The sequence below is a fragment of the Microbacterium sp. NPDC057944 genome, assembly GCF_042887445.1.
GTDB classification, from domain to species: Bacteria; Actinomycetota; Actinomycetes; order Actinomycetales; family Microbacteriaceae; genus Microbacterium; species Microbacterium natoriense.
Window position 1 is genome coordinate 1,405,234 of the sequence record NZ_JBHVPJ010000002.1, and the last position, 16,872, is coordinate 1,422,105.

At 70.9% G+C, this 16,872-nt stretch carries 12 protein-coding genes; 6 read left to right on the forward strand and 6 right to left on the reverse strand.

Translation table 11 applies throughout. The features are described 5' to 3' along the window. Nucleotides 1-13 precede the first annotated feature (13 nt). Nucleotides 14-472: a GNAT family N-acetyltransferase gene (locus ACFVRO_RS16055; RefSeq protein ID WP_386954080.1), complete on the forward strand. Its 459-nt coding sequence runs from the start codon at nt 14-16 to the stop codon at nt 470-472. A 118-nt stretch (nt 473-590) separates the two neighbouring features. Here ACFVRO_RS16055 and ACFVRO_RS16060 read toward each other — a convergent pair whose 3' ends face one another. Then, the gene (locus ACFVRO_RS16060; RefSeq protein ID WP_223586903.1) at nt 591-1,400 is read right to left on the reverse strand and encodes a hypothetical protein; all 810 of its coding nucleotides are present in this window, start codon (nt 1,398-1,400) and stop codon (nt 591-593) included. A gap of 245 nt (nt 1,401-1,645) precedes the next feature. On the opposite strand from ACFVRO_RS16060, the gene ACFVRO_RS16065 reads away from it, so the two are divergent. Continuing rightward, nucleotides 1,646-2,485: an endonuclease domain-containing protein gene (locus ACFVRO_RS16065; protein ID WP_386954083.1), complete on the forward strand. Its 840-nt coding sequence runs from the start codon at nt 1,646-1,648 to the stop codon at nt 2,483-2,485. Between the two features lie 379 nt (nt 2,486-2,864). Here ACFVRO_RS16065 and ACFVRO_RS16070 read toward each other — a convergent pair whose 3' ends face one another. Further along, entirely contained in the window at nt 2,865-4,679 is a 1,815-nt protein-coding gene (locus tag ACFVRO_RS16070) for an ABC transporter ATP-binding protein (protein WP_386954086.1), read from the reverse strand. After that, nucleotides 4,676-6,610 (reverse strand): ABC transporter ATP-binding protein, encoded by a 1,935-nt coding sequence (locus ACFVRO_RS16075; RefSeq protein ID WP_386954088.1) that lies wholly within the window; start codon nt 6,608-6,610, stop codon nt 4,676-4,678. The genes ACFVRO_RS16070 and ACFVRO_RS16075 overlap by 4 nt, the downstream gene beginning before the upstream one ends. 405 nt (nt 6,611-7,015) lie before the next feature. On the opposite strand from ACFVRO_RS16075, the gene ACFVRO_RS16080 reads away from it, so the two are divergent. From ACFVRO_RS16080 to ACFVRO_RS16095, 4 genes are read left to right on the forward strand one after another with little or no spacing between them, the layout of a single operon-like run. Then, entirely contained in the window at nt 7,016-8,149 is a 1,134-nt protein-coding gene (locus ACFVRO_RS16080; RefSeq protein WP_386954091.1) for a M20 family metallopeptidase, read from the forward strand. Continuing rightward, entirely contained in the window at nt 8,146-9,012 is an 867-nt protein-coding gene (locus tag ACFVRO_RS16085; protein WP_386954094.1) for a GNAT family N-acetyltransferase, read from the forward strand. Before ACFVRO_RS16080 ends, ACFVRO_RS16085 begins: the two co-directional genes overlap by 4 nt. Beyond that, on the forward strand, nt 9,009-10,115 hold the full coding sequence (gene menC, locus ACFVRO_RS16090) for an o-succinylbenzoate synthase (RefSeq protein WP_386954097.1): 1,107 nt from the start codon (nt 9,009-9,011) through the stop codon (nt 10,113-10,115). Before ACFVRO_RS16085 ends, menC begins: the two co-directional genes overlap by 4 nt. A gap of 43 nt (nt 10,116-10,158) precedes the next feature. Further along, entirely contained in the window at nt 10,159-11,763 is a 1,605-nt protein-coding gene (locus ACFVRO_RS16095; RefSeq protein WP_341939972.1) for a helix-turn-helix domain-containing protein, read from the forward strand. Here the strand turns inward: ACFVRO_RS16095 and ACFVRO_RS16100 are convergent. The 3 genes from ACFVRO_RS16100 to ACFVRO_RS16110 are packed head-to-tail and all read right to left on the reverse strand — an operon-like array spanning nt 11,747 to nt 16,846. Further along, the gene (locus ACFVRO_RS16100) at nt 11,747-13,786 is read right to left on the reverse strand and encodes a prolyl oligopeptidase family serine peptidase (protein ID WP_386954100.1); all 2,040 of its coding nucleotides are present in this window, start codon (nt 13,784-13,786) and stop codon (nt 11,747-11,749) included. The two genes, ACFVRO_RS16095 and ACFVRO_RS16100, sit on opposite strands and share 17 nt — an antisense overlap. After that, nucleotides 13,783-14,982 (reverse strand): erythromycin esterase family protein, encoded by a 1,200-nt coding sequence (locus ACFVRO_RS16105; RefSeq protein ID WP_386954102.1) that lies wholly within the window; start codon nt 14,980-14,982, stop codon nt 13,783-13,785. Before ACFVRO_RS16105 ends, ACFVRO_RS16100 begins: the two co-directional genes overlap by 4 nt. Nucleotides 14,983-14,992: 10 nt before the next feature. Then, on the reverse strand, nt 14,993-16,846 hold the full coding sequence (locus tag ACFVRO_RS16110; protein ID WP_386954105.1) for an ABC transporter substrate-binding protein: 1,854 nt from the start codon (nt 16,844-16,846) through the stop codon (nt 14,993-14,995). Between the last annotated feature and the right edge of the window lie 26 nt (nt 16,847-16,872).

The window sequence follows — 16,872 nt, forward strand, 5'->3', positions numbered from 1 at the left end:
TTAGCCTGGGATCATGTCCGAACTGCGCATGGTCGAACTCTCCGCCGCGACGATCGTCGCCGTGAACAACCTGTCGCTCAAGCCCGGACAGGAGCAGTTCCTCGCCCCCGTCTCGTACGGGATCGCGGCGACGGTGATGAACCCGCAGACCTCCTGGCAGCGCGTGGTCCTCGACGGCGACGCCGTCGTCGGCTTCGTCAGCGCCAACTTCGACCCCGAGGCCCCGGAGGAGCACTTCCGCTCCGTGCTGTGGCGCATCAACGTCGACGCAGAGGGCCAGGGCAAGGGCGTCGGCCGCTTCGCGGTCGAGAGCCTCATCGAAGAGGCACGCGCGCGCGGATTCGACCACGTCAACGTGATCTACGAGGCCGGCGACGGCGGACCCGAGGCGTTCTTCCTTCGCGTCGGCTTCACTCCGGTCGGTGAGACCGCCTACGCCGAGGTCGTCGGCGAGATCCGGATCACCTCCTAGACCGGCGGCGGGGTCTCGAATCCCCTCCCCCATCGAGACTCCGTCGCCCTAGACCGGCGGTGACGCATCGTCCGTGCGTCGTCCTGCGCGCGGTGCTCGGACGGCAGGCCGGACCGGCTCAGCGGTCGTCGCGGCGACCGCGCGTCGTCCACGCGGCGATGACGGATGCCGCCGCCCCCGCCGCGCGATCGATCGCATCGGCGGAACGCGCGAGCACGTCCTGCGCTGCGTCCTGCCAGGCCGCTGCGGTCGGCGACTCCCCCGCGAGGACGTGGGCTCTGTGCTCTGCGGCCTCGAAGGCGCGCTCGAGATCCGAGACCGCCTGGCGGTAGGCCGAGAAGTCGGCCGGCGTCGCGCGATGCTCTACCGCACGACGCAGCTCGTTCGCCCGGCCGGCCGCGCGCAGGTAGGCCGCTGTCGACGGCTGCTTGACGTCGGTCATCGCAGGGTAGGTGATCTGCAGGGCGGGGTCGGTCTCGTAGCGCATCCAGCGGGCGACGATCGCGTCGTGCTCTGCGCGCAGGATCTCCAGCGGACGCGGAGCGGAAGCCGCCGGAACCGCCGCCTTCGCAGCGCTGAGCCGCACCCTGCTCGCCTTGGCATCGGCGTGGGCCGCCTTGAGGTCGCGCTCCCGCTCCCGCAGAATCCTCCGAGCGCCCGCGAGCTGGTCGGCGCTCGCGCGCTGGGCGCTCCGCTCGGCGGCGATGCGGGCGTGATCGGCACGGGCGAGCTTCAGAGCCGTCCGTCGATCGGTCACGGTCCGCTGGGCCGTCGTCAGGTCATGACGGGCGGCATCCACGGCGAGGCGGCGTCCGGATCTCCGCGTGCGGCGACGCATCCCGATCGTCCCGACCGCGGCGACGGCTCCCGCGCCGAGGGCTGACGGCGCGATCCACCACCACTCCGCCACGAACAGGAAGGGGTCCATGACTCGATCGTACCCAGCGACTCGCGCGCAGGTCCTGTGCGGGTGCTCCTTGTACCCGGCCGCGCCACGATCTTCGGACGGATGCCGGTTTCTCGGACGATCCCGAGAGAATCATCCTCGAAACGAGCATCCGTCCGAAATGCGGCCTCGCGACCTCTCGTTCACACTTCGGCGCAACGCCGGATCTCTCCACAATCGCCCATCGGCGCCCCGCCGCCGCGTCGGACGTCGCCAGAGTGATCCCCATGGATCTGATCACCTGGCTGCGGCAGCGCGATGGCATCGCCCACCGCGCGGACGCTCTGGATGCCGGCTTCACCGTGTCACGCATCCGCACCGCCATCCGAGCGGACGCCGTGCATCGCATCCGGGCGCGATGGATCGCTCTGCACGATGCCCCGTCCGACCTCGTGCACGCCGCTGAGGCGGGAGGGCAGCTCACGTGCGTGTCGCTCGCGCGACGCCGAGGCTGGTGGGTGCCGCCCGGAGCGGCGGAGCAGGTGCATGTGCACCTTCGCCCGAACGCCGCGACGCCCGGCATCCCGGTCGTCGCGCACTGGTCCGCGTCGCTCGGTCCTTCCCGCCCGCGCCGGGTGCTCGCACGCACGGAGGACGCGCTCGCCCATGCCGCCCGGTGCTTCCCGCTCGATCAGGCGGTTGCGATCTGGGAGAGCGCAGCCCGGGTCGAGCGCGTCTCGATCGACTCGCTGCGCCAGGTCCGATGGCGGGATGCCGTGGCAAGGCGCTGCGCCGCCCACCTGCGCCCCGGCACGGACTCCTCGCTCGAGACCATCTTCCACGTGCGCCTCAGCGCCTGGGGCGTGCGGCTGCGCATGCAGGTGCGGCTCGCCGGCCACACCGTCGACTTCGTCATCGGCACACACCTGATCGTGCAGGTCGACGGATGGAGCTTCCACTCCTCTTCGGCCGATCGCACGCGCGACATCGCCCACGACGCCGCACTGCGGATGCGCGGGTACACCGTGCTCCGCTTCTCCTACGAGCAGGTGATCAATCGCTGGTGGGAGGTCGAGGCGCTGATCGCCGAGGCCATCGCGCGCGGGCTCCACCTGGGCCCCTCCTGACGCCTCTCCAGCCCCCGATCACCTCTCCCCGGATTTCTTCTCCAACCCCCGACCCGGGTCATCACTCCGCCTGACGCCTCTCCACCCCCTCGGCCCCGGTCACCACTCCCCCTGACGCCTCTCCAGCCCCGCCCCCATCGGCGAACGAAAATCGGACGGATGCGCGTTCTTCGGACGATCCGAAGGGGATCATCCGAAAAACGAGCATCCGTCCGAAAACCGCGGAGCATCCGTCCGAACACGCGGCGCATCCGTCCGAAACACGCGGCGCATCCGTCCGAAATACGCGGGCGTCCCGTCCGAAACACGGGACGCATCCGTCACCGACACGCGGGCGGCCCGTCCGAGGATCGGATGCCGCGCCGGGCGGCGCCGACGATCAGACGAGCGTCTCCTGCCAGGCCGCGTGCAGCTGGGCGAACTTGCCCGTGCCGCCGATCAGCGCCGCGGGGGTGTCGTCCTCGATGATGCGGCCGTGCTCCATCACGAGCACCCGGTCGGCGATCGCCACGGTCGACAGACGGTGGGCGATGATGATCGCCGTGCGGTCCTTGAGCAGCGTCTGCAGAGCATCCTGGATGAGGCGCTCCGACGGGATGTCCAGCGACGCCGTCGCCTCGTCGAGGATCAGCACCGCAGGGTCCGCGAGGAACGCCCTGGCGAACGAGATCAGCTGACGCTGCCCCGCCGAGACCCGACCGCCGCGCTTGTTCACATCGGTGCCGTAGCCGTCGGGGAGGGACGAGATGAACTCGTCGGCCCCCACCGCCCGCGCGGCCGCGCGGATCTCGTCGAGCGTCGCATCGGGCTTGCCGAGCGCGATGTTGTCGGCGACCGTCCCGCTGAACAGGTAGGCCTCCTGCGTCACCATCACGATGGCGCGGCGCAGATCCTTGGGGTGGAGCTTGCGCAGATCCACCCCGTCGAGGGTCACCCGCCCCTGGGAGGGGTCGTAGAACCGCGAGATGAGCTTCGCCAGCGTGGACTTGCCCGCACCGGTGGTCCCGACGAGCGCGATCGTCTGCCCGGCGGGGATGTCGAGCGAGAAGTTCGGCAGGATCGTCTTCTCGCCGTTGTAGCCGAAGGTGACCTCGTCGAACTCGATGTGACCGCGGGACTCCCACAGGTCGACCGGCTTCTCGGGATCGGGCACGCTCGGCACCTCTTCGAGAACACCCGACACCTTCTCCAGCGCCGCGGTGGCGGACTGGTAGGAGTTCAGGAACATCGCGATCTCCTGCATGGGCGCGAAGAAGTTGCGCACGTACAGCACGGCCGAGAGCAGCACACCCACGCTCAGCGCGCCGTCGGAGACGCGGATGCCGCCCCACAGCACGACGAGTCCGAGCGTGAGAGCGGCCACGCCCATCAGACCGGGCTCGAACGTGCCGAACAGCAGCATCGAGCGACGGTTCACGTCACGGTAGTCGCCGGCCACCTTCTGGAAGGCGGCGTCGTTGCGCGGCTCCTTGCGGAACGCCTTGACGGCGCGGATGCCGGTCATCGTCTCGACGAACTGCACGATCACCTTGGCGCTGATCACACGCGACTCGCGGTACACGAGCTGCGAGCGGGTGTAGAACCAGCGCATCAGGAAGAACAGCGGGATGCCGGCGAGCGCGAGGATCACGCCCGACTGCCAGTCCCACACGCACAGGGCGATGAAGGTGAAGACGCCGAAGAGCACGCCGGAGACGAGCTCGTTCAGCCCGCCGTCGAGCAGCTCCTTGATCGAGTCGAGGTCGCTGGTCTGGCGCGAGATGATGCGGCCGGACGTGTACGACTCGTGGAACTCGAGGCTCAGTCGCTGCGTGTGCAGGAAGATCCGCTTGCGCAGGTCGAGGAGCACCGCCTGGGTGATCCGCGCCGCGATCATCACGTACCACGCGATGAGGACGGCGGCGAAGAGCCCGGCGAACAGGTAGGCGAGACCGACCATGAAGGTCGGCATCCAGTCGGCGTGGTCGAGCACGGCGGGCAGCGCCCTGTCGAGGCCGATGCTGATGAGGATCGGCCCCGCCACCTGCAGCGCGGTCGAGACGACCAGCACGGCGGCCGCGAGCACGATCTGCGGGCGCAGCGGCACGACGAGCGAGCCGAGCAGCCGCAGCGAACGACGGCGGATCGCCTGGCTCTCCTCTCGCGTGTAGCGGGAGCGGTCCTCATCCTGGGTTCCGGTGATCGCGGAGCTCATGCCTGCACCTCCTTCTCGCTGATCAGGTCTTCGTCGGCGGCGGCATCCTCTCGGATCCCCTCCTGCACGACCTCGTCGATCTCGTCCGCCGTGTCGCGGATGACGGGGATCGTCCCGGTCCGCGCCGCCTCCTCGGCCTCCAGGCTGGAGATGACGTGGCGGTAGTGGCGGCTCGACTTCAGCAGCTCGGTGTGGGTGCCGACGGCCGTGATGCGGCCGGCCTCCAACAGGGCGACCCGATCGGCGAGGGCGACCGTCGACGGACGGTGCGCGACGATCATCGCGGTCGTGTCGGCGAGCACGTGGCGCAGCGCCTCCTCGACCAGAGCCTCGGTGTCGACGTCGAGAGCCGAGAGCGGGTCGTCGAGGACGAGCACCTTCGGCTTCGCCGCGACGGCGCGGGCGAGGGCGAGACGCTGGCGCTGGCCGCCGGAGAGGCTCAGCCCCTCCTCGCCGATGATGGTCTCGACGCCCTCGGGCAGCGAATCGACGAAGGCCGCCTGCGCCACATCGAGCGCTTCCCGGAGCACCCGTTCGGCCTCCTCGCTGTGCACGTCGAGGTCGGCGCGACCGAGCAGAACGTTCTCCCGGACGGATGCCGAGAACAGCGTCGCGTCCTCGAACGCCATCGCGATGTGCTGGCGCAGCTCGGCGAGCGTGAGGTCGCGCACGTCGACGCCGTCGAGCGTCACGCGGCCTCCGGTCACGTCGTAGAGCCGCGCAGGCAGAGTGGTGAGCGTGGTCTTGCCGCTGCCCGTGAGCCCGACGAGGGCCATGGTCTCGCCGGGACGCAGCACGAGGTCGATGCCGTCGAGCAGGTCGCGCTCCGAGGCCCCCGCATCCTGGTACCGGAAGTGGGCCGCCTCGAAGGCGAGCTCGCCGCGCGGCTTCTCGATGCTCACCGGGTTCTCCGGATCGGTGATCGAGTTCGTCTCGGAGTAGATGTCGAACACGCGGTCGGTCGCCGTCCTGGCGTCGAGCATGAACGAGAAAAGGAAGCCGATCGACTCGATCGGCCAGCGCAGCACCACGGCCATCGCGAAGAACGCGAAGAGCTCAGGCACCTCGATGGCGCCCTGCGAGATCAGCCAGATGCCCGACATCAGGCTGAGGCCGAACGCGATCTGCGGCATGAGGTCGAGCCAGAACCAGATCGACGCGATCGCGCCGGCCTTGCTCATCTCGGTCTCGCGGAGCGTCTCGGCCTGACGGCTGAAGCGGCTCAGCGCGTGCTTGCCCCGGCCGAAGGCCTTGAGCACGCGGATGCCGTGCACGCTCTCCTCGACGCTGGTGGCGAGGTCTCCCGCCTGATCCTGGCTGCGGCGGGTGAGCGCGCCGTAGCGCTTCTCGAACAGGTAGCCGCGGATCCAGAGCGGGACGGCCGTGACGAGGAAGATCGTGCCGAGCAGCCAGTGCCAGCGGAACAGCAGCACCGAGCCGATGATGATCGTGAGGACATTGACGACGAGCAGCACGAGGCCGAACGCGAGCCAGCGGCGGATGAGGCCGATGTCCTGCATCATGCGGCTGAGCAGCTGTCCCGACTGCCAGCGGTCGTGGAAGGCCACCGGCAGCGTCTGCAGGCGCGAGTAGAGGTCGGTGCGCATCTTGTACTCGACCTCGGTGGCGGGGTTGAGCACGAACTGGCGACGCAGCCACACCATCACGGCCTCGCCGACGGCGAGACCGAACACGGCGAGCGCGCCCCAGCCGATGGCGCCGAGGTCGCCGGACTGCACCGGACCGCGGATGATCTGCTCGAGGACGATGGGGATCATCAGGGCGATGATCGCGGCGGCGAGCGCGCTCGCGGCACCGCCGGCGAGTCGCCAGATGACCGGCTTGACGAAGGGCTTGAGGCGCCACAGCGCCGCCGGCGTGGACAGGGAGGACGAGTGCGAGATGTTCTGCGATGAAGACGAGGAAGACATGTCTCTCAGACGAGTTTCGTATGGAAAGCGGTTGCTGAACGGGGCGGGCGCGTGAGACGGACTCTGAGAGTCCGGGCGTCCGATGCGGAGAGGCGGGTGGCTCTAGATGAAGAGCGGGCGCGCCGGGGTCGAGCCGAGAGCTGCGATCCGCGCGGTGGCGATCGTGGTCATGGTGTCCTCCTCAGGGGCTCGATGGCGTCGGCCGGTCGGCGCGAAGCCCTCCAGCCTATTCCTGTGAACAAGCTGAGCACAAGAGGAATTCCGAACTCTTCGAAAAGAACCTTTCATCCATCGAGCCCGACCAACGGAGGCCGTCGCGTTCGGTCGTTCCGACAGCCAGCTCACGTCGGCAGCGTCGCAGGATGGATCCGCAGGGAATCGGCATGCCACAGCAAGGGAGCAGCGATGCCAGAACGCACCGCCGCCATGATCGCGGACATCCAGCACCTGGTGCGGTGCGAGTCCCCGTCCGACGATCTCGTCGCGGTCTCCCGGAGCGCGGATGCCGTCGCCGCCCTGGGCGCGAGGCTTCTCGGCGCCGATCCGGAGCGCATCGTGCTCGACGGCTGCACGCACCTGCGGTGGCGCTTCGGCGAGGGCGCGAAGGTTCTTCTGCTCGGCCATCACGACACCGTCTGGCCGCTCTCCACGATCGTCACCCACCCTGCCGACGTCGAGGACGGCGTGCTCCGCGGCCCCGGCTCCTTCGACATGAAGGCGGGCCTAGTGATCGCCTTCCACGCGCTCGCCGCCCTCGACGACCTCGACGGCGTGACCCTGCTGATCACCGGCGACGAGGAACCGGGCTCGCACACGTCGCGCTCCCTCATCGAGGAGGAGGCCGCCCGGTGTGCTGCGGCCCTCGTGCTCGAAGCCGCCGGCCCCGGCGGCGCGCTCAAGACCGAGCGCAAGGGCGTCTCCCGCTACGAGGTGCACGTCACGGGGCGCGCGGCGCACGCCGGCCTCGAGCCGGAGCAGGGCGTCAACGCGACGATCGAGCTCTCGCACCAGATCCAGGCCGTCGCCGATCTCGCGGCGCCCGACCTCGGCACCACCGTCACCCCCACGCGCATGCGCGGTGGCACGACCTCGAACACCGTCCCCGCGCACGCGTCGTTCATGGTCGACGTCCGCGCCCGCTCCGCACGCGAGCAGCAGCGCACCCACGAGGCGATGCTCGCGCTCGCACCCCGCATCCGCGGCGCCGTCATCACGGTCGAGGGCGGCATCAACCGCCCTCCCCTGCAGGCCGACGCCTCCGCGGCGCTCTTCGACCGCGCCAGCGGGATCGCGGAGCGCCTCGGCATCCGCCCCCTGGAGTCGATCGCGGTCGGCGGGGCGTCCGATGGCAACTTCACGGCGGGCGTCGGCACGCCGACCCTCGACGGGCTCGGCGCTGTCGGCGGCGGCGCGCATGCCGACGACGAGCACGTGATCGTGGCCGAGCTGCCCGACCGCACCCGGCTGCTGACGGCGCTGGTCGCCGACCTGCTGCAGGACGAGCACGCCGTCCGCGCCGCAGAGACGGTCCGGCGATGACGATCTCGGAGCGGGCGGACGCCGACGCCCTCGCCGCGGAGCACGCGTCGGGTCTGCGCATCCGCCTCATCGACGACATCGACGAGCACGCGGCGGTGCGCTCACTGATCGAGCAGGTCTGGCGCACCGGGGAGCGCAATCCGCCGGTGACCGCCGACATGCTCAGCGCGATGCGCGCGGCGGGCGGCTATGTCAGCGGCGCCTTCGACGAGCACGGTCTCGCCGCCGCGTGCCTCGGCTTCTTCGCACCGCCCGCCGAGCGGCGCCTGCACAGCCACATCGCCGGCGCGCTGCCCCGCACCCGCGGCTCCGGCATCGGCTTCGCGCTCAAGCTCCATCAGCGGGCGTGGGCGCTGCACCAGGGCGCCGAGACGATCACCTGGACCTTCGACCCGCTGATCCGCCGCAACGCCTACTTCAACCTGGGCAAGCTCGGCGCCGGCGTCGGCGCCTACCTCCCCGACCTGTACGGCACGATGGACGACGCGATCAACCGCGACGACATCACCGACCGCGTGATGGCGAGGTGGTCGCTGACGGCTCCGGCATCCGTCGCCGCGGCGGGCGGGCACCCGCGGCTGTCGAGCATCGCGGACGAGACCGATGCCGTGATCGGCCTCGGCGCCGACCGCGACGAGCGCCCCGTCGACGGGCGCACGGACGCCGCGACCGTGCTCATCGCCGTGCCCGCCGACATGGAGGCGATGCGCGAGCAGGACCCGCGGAGGGCGGCCGACTGGCGCCTGGCGATCAGGCGCACCCTCGGCGCCCTCATCGCGGAAGGAGCGACCGTGCGCGGATTCGATCGCGCCGGCTGGTACATCGTCGACCGCGAGCCGGTCGACAGAACGGAGTCCTCATGAAGCTCGAAGGCGTGGAGATCCTCCACATCGCGATGCCGCTGGTGGGTGCCTTCCGCACCTCGTTCGGCACCGAGGCCGTGCGCGAGACCCTGCTGCTGCGCGCGGTCGCCGACGAGGCCGAGGGGTGGGGCGAGAGCGGGGCCAGCGAGGCGCCGCTCTACTCCGGCGAGCACACGCACGGCGTCGCGGATGTGCTCGCGCGGCACCTCATCCCCGCTCTCGCCGCAGCGCCCGACCTCGACGCGCACAGCGTCGCCCCTGCGCTCTCGGCCTTCAAGGAGAACCGCCTCGCGAAGGCCGCGCTGGAGACTGCGATCCTCGACGCGGATCTGAAGGCCCGCGGCATCCCCCTCTCCTACGCGCTCGGCGCGGTGCGGCGCTCCGTCGCCTCCGGGGTCTCGGTGGGCATCGCCGACTCGATCCCCGAGCTCCTCGACACCGTCGACGGGTACCTCGCCGACGGCTACCTGCGCATCAAGCTGAAGATCGAGCCGGGGTGGGACGTGGAGCCGGTGCGCGCGGTGCGCGAGCGGTTCGGCGACATCATGCTGCAGGTCGACGCGAACGCGAGCTACGAGCGCAGCGACATCGACGACCTCCTCGCCCTCGACGACTTCGACCTCTCGCTGGTCGAGCAACCGCTGCCGGCCGACGACCTGCTCGGCCACGCGATGCTGGGGCGCCGTCTCGCGACGCCCATCTGCCTCGACGAGTCCATCGTGTCGGCCAGAGCCGCGGCGACCGCGATCGAACTGGGCGCCTGCCGCATCGTCAACATCAAGGCCGGGCGCGTGGGCGGCTATCTGGAGGCCCGCCGCATCCACGACGTCTGCGCTGCGCACGGGGTGCCCGTGTGGTGCGGAGGGATGCTGGAGACCGGCGTCGGCCGGGCCGCCAACGTCGCCCTCGCCGCCCTCCCCGGCTTCACCCTCCCCGGAGACACGTCGGCCTCGGAGCGCTACTTCGCCGAGGACATCACGGAGCCGTTCCGGCTCGTGGACGGGCACCTCGCGGTGCCCACCGGCCCGGGGATCGGCGTGTCCCCCGGCCCCGACGCGCTCGCCCGCTTCACGGTGTCGCGGCAGTGGGTCCCGGTCCGATGAACGCCCGGTGCGCGGTGCTAGCCTCACAAGAATGCGAGCCGCGATGAACCACCGGCCCCAGGCGAGCCTCGTGCACGTCATGGAGGAGCTCGGCGGCACCCTGCTCGAGGTGGTCGCCGGAGAGGTCAGCGCCGACCGCACGATCGAGGCGGTGGCGATCCACGACCCCCGAGACGAACCGGAGGCCCCGCGCAACGCGATCGTGCTCGGCGTCGGCCTCGAGCAGAGCGACGATGTCGTGCAGGTGCTCACGCGGCTCGGGCTCAGCGGGGCGGCCGGTCTCGTCGTGCGCGCGCCCTTCGCCGCCGACGACGAGCTCCGTGCCGCGGCGCACCGCGCGGGTGTCGTGCTCTTCTCGCTCTCCCCCGGCACCACCTGGGCTCACCTGGCCGGTCTGTTCCGCGCCCTGATGACTCCCGGGGGTCCCGACGACGCGCGCCCCGTGACGTTCGGCGGCATCCTCGCGGGCGACCTCTTCGCGATGGCCAACGCGATCGCAGCCCTGCTCGAGGCGCCCGTGACGATCGAGGACCGCAACTCCCAGCTGCTGGCGTTCTCGCACGCGCAGGAGAGCGCGGCGCCCCGGGGCAGGCAGCTCCCCCCGCACTACACCCGCCTGCTGGAGGAGACCGGCGTCTTCCAGGAGATCAGCCGCAGCGACGACCCCGTGGAGGTGGCGCCATCGAGCGAGACCGCAGACAGCCGCCGCACCGTCATGGCCGTGCGCGCCGGCGACGAGGTGCTCGGGACGATCTGGGTCGCCTCTCCCGCGCCGCTCAGCGAGGAGCATGTGCGCGTGCTCCGCGACTCGGCGAAGCTCGTCGCGATGCACATGGTCTGGCAGCGCACGGATGCCGACGTGGAGCGGCGCCTGCGGGCCGATCAGCTGCGCAGCGTGCTCGACGGCGGCCCGACCGCCGCGGAAGCCGCCCGCCGGCTCGGCCTCCGCGAGGAACCCGCGGTCGTGCTCGCCCTCTCGCTGCACGCGCCGGCGACCGATCAGCTGCCCCACGCCGCTCTCGCCGCGGAGCGCAAGCGCGTCGCCGACGCCTTCTCCGTGCATCTGCTGTTCGCGCATCCCCGTTCGACGGTCGGGCTCATCGGCGAGGTCGCCTACGGCGTGCTGCCGGTGACCGCGACGACGACGGACGCCGAGGAGAGCGCCGTGCGCCTCGCGAACGAGTTCCTCACCAGGGTGCGCTCCTCGCAGCAGCCGTTCATCGGCATCGGCAGCGTGGTGCAGGAGACCGCGCAGCTCCCCCGCTCCCGCTCCAGCGCCGATCGCGCCCTCCGCGTGCTGCGGGCCGGAGTCGCCGAGCGACAGGTCGCCCGTCTGGAGGACGTGCACGCCGAATCGCTGCTCCTGGAGCTCGCCGGCTCGTCCAGGGACGTGCCGTCCGGTCCGCTCGCGCGCCTCATGGCCTACGACGATTCGCACCAGGCAAGCCTCGTCGACACGCTCCGCGCGTGGCTCGATGCGATGGGCGACGTGACGCTGGCGTCCGCCGCGATGTTCGTGCACCAGAACACGTTCCGCTACCGGCTGCGCCGCGTCGCCGAGGTCGGACGGCTCGATCTCGACGATCCGAACGCGCGCTTCGCCGTGCAGCTGCAGCTGCGCCTGCTGGCGATCACGACCGAGCGCTGAGTCCAAGCGCGCCCATCAGACACGCGAGCCACTCGGCGTCCTGCGCCCGCAGCACCTCGGGGCTCGTGCCCGCGCCGTGACCGGCGTTCTCGAAGACGTGCAGCAGGACGGGCGCGTCGCCGCGCTGCGCGGCCTGCATCCTCGCGACGAACTTGCGCGCCTGCGCCGGAGGACACCGCGGATCAGTGGCCCCCGCCTGCACGTAGACGAGCGGGTACTCCGCCTCGACCACGCGCTCGTACGGAGACGACCGGCGCAGCCGCTCGACGTCGACGGAGTCGTCGGGGTCGCCCCACGCCTTGCGGATCACGAACTCGAGGTAGGGGATGCGGATGCCGCCGATGAGATCGAGCAGCGGCGACCGCGGCAGCACGGCGCGCCACAGCTGCGGAGCGGTCGTCACGGCGACGCCGCACATCAGCCCGCCGTCGGATCCGCCCGTCAGCGCCAGCATCCGCGGTGCGCTGATCCCTCTGGCGATCAGGTCGTCGGCGACGGCGCGCAGATCGCCGTCGCGCACGCCTCTCCGCTCCCGGTCGGCGCCGCGGAACCAGTCGCGGCCGAACTCGCCGCCGCCGCGGAGGTACGCCTGGATCAGCGTGCCCCCCGCTGCGACGAACGCCGCGAGGTCGAGCTGGTACTTCGGCAGGGTGGGGATGCCCGCGGCGCCGTATGCGGAGATCAGCGCGGGGGCCGGTCCTGTCGCCGCGCCGGGCGGACGCACCACGTGGTACGGGATCGGCGTGCCGTCGGGGGCCGTCGCGCAGAGGTACTCGACGTCGGCATCGACGGCGACCAGCGGGGCGAGGAGCTGGTCGATCCCGGCAGCCCCAGGGCGGTGCCGGTACGCGCCCCACGACGTCGTGAGGGTCGAGAACGTGAAGAGGAACTCGCCGCTGCCGTCGTCGGGGTCGAGACCGGTGAGCGGGAAGAACGCACCGCCCAGAGCGCCGTCCGCCGGGAGCGGCACGGCGCCCGCGTCGGAGCCGTCGGCGCGCAGCACGCGCACGCGCGCCGCCGTGTCGGCGAAGCCGCTGAGGTACAGATGCCCTCCCACCGGGGTCAGAGAACGCAGCACCGTGTCTCCCTCGGGGACGAGCACGCGCCAGGTCGTCGGGTCCTCAGGCGCCGGTGCATCGAGCGGGATCGCGACGACCCGGCCGCGCGCAGCGCCGTGATCGGTGACGGCGATGTACTCGTCGCCGACGATGTGCCCGGCGATCGTGTCGGCGCAGTCGTGGATGAAGGCCCGCCACGGCGTGCCCGCGTGCAGGTCCCGCACGGCCACCGGGATCGGCGTTCCCACGCGATGGCTCGCGACCGCCCAGCGTCCCTCGGCGGAGAACTGGACGCGGGTGTACTCCCGCGAGCCGTCTGGAACGGGGATCTCCTCGACGGAGGACGCCCCTCTCTCGCCGAGCGCGCGACGATACACGACCTGACGGAAGCCCTCGGCGGTCCCGGCGAGCGCGAGGAAGAAGAACCCCGAGCCGTCGGGCAGCCAGGAGACCCCGCCGGCCCACGAGCTGTGCAGCACCTCGGGCGGAGCGTCAGCGCGCAGCGCTCCGGTGGCGACGTCGACGAGACGGATCGTGTTGTGCTCGCTGCCGTCGGTGCACACGCCGAGGGCGATCACCTCCCCATCCGGCGACGGCGCGAACCACGAGAGCACGGCGGGACGCCCCGGCTCGTCGAACAGCGCGAGCGAGACCAGCGCCCTGCCGGCGCCGTACGGCTCGTCGCTCACGACGACCGCCCCGCTCTCCACCCGGAACCATCGACCTCCGCCGTGCCGCGGAAGCTCCGGACGGGATCCGAGCTCGTACCTCTCGATCAGCGCCAGCGCGGCATCCCTCCGTCCACCGGCGTCGATCGTCGCGATCGCGAGCTCGGACTGCGCGCGCTGCCAGTCGTGCACCTCCGCGCTGTCCGCCTCGAGCCACCGGTAGGGATCAGCGATCGCGACGCCCGCGACCTCCTCGACGACGTCGACCGTGCGCGTCGACGGATACCGTCGGCTCATGCCTCCGACCGCCCTGGAGCATCGAACTCCGCGCGCAGCCGCTCGAAGGCGCCGGGGGTCGGGCGGACCCGGTGCAGGTGCAGCAGGGCGTCGAAGCTCGCAGGGAAGTCGTCGACCCGCTCCAGGCTCCCGCTCGCCAGCATCCCCTCGACGCCGTCGAGAAAGGCCGCGTCGGCGAGAGAGAGATCCACGAGCACGGCATCCGCTCCGATCGCGTCCAGCCGCTCCTCGATCGATCCGGGGAGGGTCCCGCGCTGACCGAGCGAGACGTCGCAGTCGAAGGGCCGCGGCGAGCGCTGCGTGAAGGTCACCACGGGGCCGGCGCCGTACGTCATGCCGATGACGCGGAGGTCCGCCCCGAGTGCGGAAGAGAGGAGGGCGCCCATCATGGGCCTCCCGTCGAGCGGGGTGCGGCGGACGTGGCCGTTGTGCGCGTAGACGAGGATCCTCTCCTCGCGCGCGGCGATCCACTCGACGGTCTCGGCCATGAAGGCCTCGCGGGGGTAGGGGCCCGCGTCGTCGTCCCCGTCGAGCTCCGCGAGGTACGCGTCGATCGACGCGGCGCAGCGCAGCGCGATCTCGTCGCCGTCTTCGCGGACCCGGGCGATCAGTGCGCGCAGGGACTCCGCGAACTCCGTGCGCTGCCCGTCCGACATCGAGGCGTAGGCGATGGCGGCCTCCGTGCGTCCGCCGAGGTCGGCGAGGCGCTGCAGCTCCTCGTCGCCGTCGCGCGCCGGGATCCGGGCGAGGCAGGCGCGCACGGCCGGCCCCGGCGAGGTGGAGGAGCCGGGCAGGTCCATTCCGTAGAAGCGGATGCCGCCGCCTGCGGCGTTCCACTCCCGCATCCACTCCAGCTGCCGCCAGAGCGACTCCGACTCCCCGAAGCGGTAGGTGACGCCCTCCCTGGCGATGTCCTGCACGGCGCCGGGGCCGCCGCGGATCCACTCGTCCACGAGCAGCCCCTCGGCGAAGCCCGACTCCATCACGAACGCCGTGACGCCGTGATCGCGCACGAGGGTGCGCAGGAAGGCGTCGCCGTAGGCCGTGAACTCGACGATGCTGTGGGCGCCCTCGCCGAGCGCGACCACCCTGGACGCGCCGATGAGCGCGCCGATCGCGGCGGAGCCGGGGAGCTCCGGATGCGCGAGGTCGATCTCGGGGATCGGCTGCGCGTACGCGGCGGTCTGCGCGCTCATCGGCGGGTCCCTACTGCTTCTCGGTGAAGTACCACTGCTCCGGAGAGTAGACGAACTTCAGGAGCGATCGGAAGGTCGAGGGAGGACCCGACAGCGTGTCCTTCCAGACGATCAGGTTGTCGGGCGTCGGGAAGAAGAGCACCGGAAGGTCCTTCGACAGCATCGTGACCTCGGCGCTGAGCGCGGTCGGGTCGGAGCCGAACGTGCTCGCCTCGATCAGCGCGTCGGCCTCGGGGTTGCTGTAGCTGCCCAGGTTGAAGCTGCCGCCCGTGTTGAAGGCGTTGTTGCTGGTCGGGTACGCGGTCTGCACGAAGGCGCCGAAGTCCTGCATGGCCCACTCGTCGGCGTTGTCCGGCGCATAGCTGTTGCCGTAGTTCTCGTACATGTAATTCAGCGACTTCGTCACGATCTTCGCCTCGATGCCGAGCTTCTTGAGCTGGGAGACGAACGCGAGATCCCGAGCGCCCACGTAGGCGGGCTCGTTGGCAGAGGCGATCGTGAAGGTGATCTTCTGCCCTTCGGGGATCCCCTCCCCGCACTCGTCGTCACCGGTGCCCGGCTTGACGCAGGTCGCGCCCTTCTCGGCATCCACCTTCCAGCCGTGATCGGTGAGCAGCTTCTCCGCCGCCTTCGGGTCGAAGGGGTACGTCGCCTCGTCGCCGAACTCCGGCGGGTACGCCGAGTTCAGGCCGCCCGTGCTGTAGTTCTCCGTGGCGGTGCCGCTGTGGATGCCGCGGCTCTTGATGTACCCGGCCTGGTCGATCGAGTGCTGCAGCGCCTGGCGGATGTAGAGCTGCGCGATGACCTTGTCGAAGTTGTCGACGGTGTTCGCGAAGTTGAGGACGAGGCCGTCGAACCGGGCCGGCGACGGGGCGCCGTACACGTTGTAGCCCTTCTTCTTCAGGTCATCGATCTTCGAGGCGTAACTGGCGTCCAGTCGGCCGACCGTGAGCGTGCCCGCCTCGTACTGGTTGTAGATCGCCGCAGCCGAGGTGAACGCCTTGAAGTCGACACGCTCGATGGTCGAGTCCCCAGGGCCCGCGTACTCCTCGTTCGGCGTCAGGGAGAACGACCCCGTCGTCGGCTCGAACGCCGACAGCCGGTACGGGCCGTTCACGACCTGCCACAGCGGGTTCGTGGCGAACGTCGACTGGTCGGACGACTGCGCGGTGAGGTAGTGGTAGATCGCCGTGGCGTTCGCGGGGTCGCGGAAGTCGAGCACGGGCCCGCCGGTCTCGGCGATGCTCCAGTCGGCGGACGGCATGACGTAGAGCAACTGCAGGAGCGACACCAGGTACGACGGGTTGTACGGCGTCTCGAAGGTCAGGGTGAGCGTGCGCGCATCCGCCGCCGTCGCCGTCACGCCGTCGGGGAACTGCCCCGGCGTGTAGAAGCTCCAGTTCGCGGGGCTGTCGGCGATCGCCGCCTTGAGGAGGTCGAAGGAGAACACGACGTCGTCGGCGGTGACGGGCTTGCCGTTGGACCAGGTGTAGTCCTTGAGCGTGATCGTGGCGGTGTGACCGTCGTCGCTGACGACCGGCGCCTCGGCGAGGCTGGTCGCCTCGTCGAAGGGCTCACCCTCGAGGCTCGTGCGGTACAGCGCACGCCACATGAGGTCGTAGCCGATCACCGTTCCGCCGGCCTCGGCGGGCGGGAACGGATAGATGTAGTTCGGGGTGAGGCCCGGCGTCAACGCGATCGTGACGACGCCCCCGTCGACGTGCGAGCTGCTCGCCTCGGGGATCTTGTCGTACGACGCCGTATCGACCTGCGAGCTCGTGCCGGTGCAGCCGGTCAGTGCGAGCACCCCGGCCGTGGCCAGGGCGAGAAGGAGGCGTCCTCGCCTCCGCGGAACCTGCGACATGTGCGGTGCTCCTCGTTCGGGTTGAG

Excerpts from the sequence above, each read along its gene's own strand:
- ACFVRO_RS16095 (WP_341939972.1), top strand. The coding sequence starts at position 10,159 with ATGAACCACCGGCCCCAGGCGAGCCTCGTGCACGTCATGGAGGAGCTC.
- ACFVRO_RS16055 (WP_386954080.1), top strand. The coding sequence starts at position 14 with ATGTCCGAACTGCGCATGGTCGAACTCTCCGCCGCGACGATCGTCGCC.
- ACFVRO_RS16100 (WP_386954100.1), bottom strand. The coding sequence starts at position 13,786 with ATGAGCCGACGGTATCCGTCGACGCGCACGGTCGACGTCGTCGAGGAG.
- ACFVRO_RS16110 (WP_386954105.1), bottom strand. The coding sequence starts at position 16,846 with ATGTCGCAGGTTCCGCGGAGGCGAGGACGCCTCCTTCTCGCCCTGGCC.
- ACFVRO_RS16085 (WP_386954094.1), top strand. The coding sequence starts at position 8,146 with ATGACGATCTCGGAGCGGGCGGACGCCGACGCCCTCGCCGCGGAGCAC.
- ACFVRO_RS16065 (WP_386954083.1), top strand. The coding sequence starts at position 1,646 with ATGGATCTGATCACCTGGCTGCGGCAGCGCGATGGCATCGCCCACCGC.
- menC (WP_386954097.1), top strand. The coding sequence starts at position 9,009 with ATGAAGCTCGAAGGCGTGGAGATCCTCCACATCGCGATGCCGCTGGTG.
- ACFVRO_RS16070 (WP_386954086.1), bottom strand. The coding sequence starts at position 4,679 with ATGAGCTCCGCGATCACCGGAACCCAGGATGAGGACCGCTCCCGCTAC.
- ACFVRO_RS16105 (WP_386954102.1), bottom strand. The coding sequence starts at position 14,982 with ATGAGCGCGCAGACCGCCGCGTACGCGCAGCCGATCCCCGAGATCGAC.
- ACFVRO_RS16080 (WP_386954091.1), top strand. The coding sequence starts at position 7,016 with ATGCCAGAACGCACCGCCGCCATGATCGCGGACATCCAGCACCTGGTG.
- ACFVRO_RS16075 (WP_386954088.1), bottom strand. The coding sequence starts at position 6,610 with ATGTCTTCCTCGTCTTCATCGCAGAACATCTCGCACTCGTCCTCCCTG.
- ACFVRO_RS16060 (WP_223586903.1), bottom strand. The coding sequence starts at position 1,400 with ATGGACCCCTTCCTGTTCGTGGCGGAGTGGTGGTGGATCGCGCCGTCA.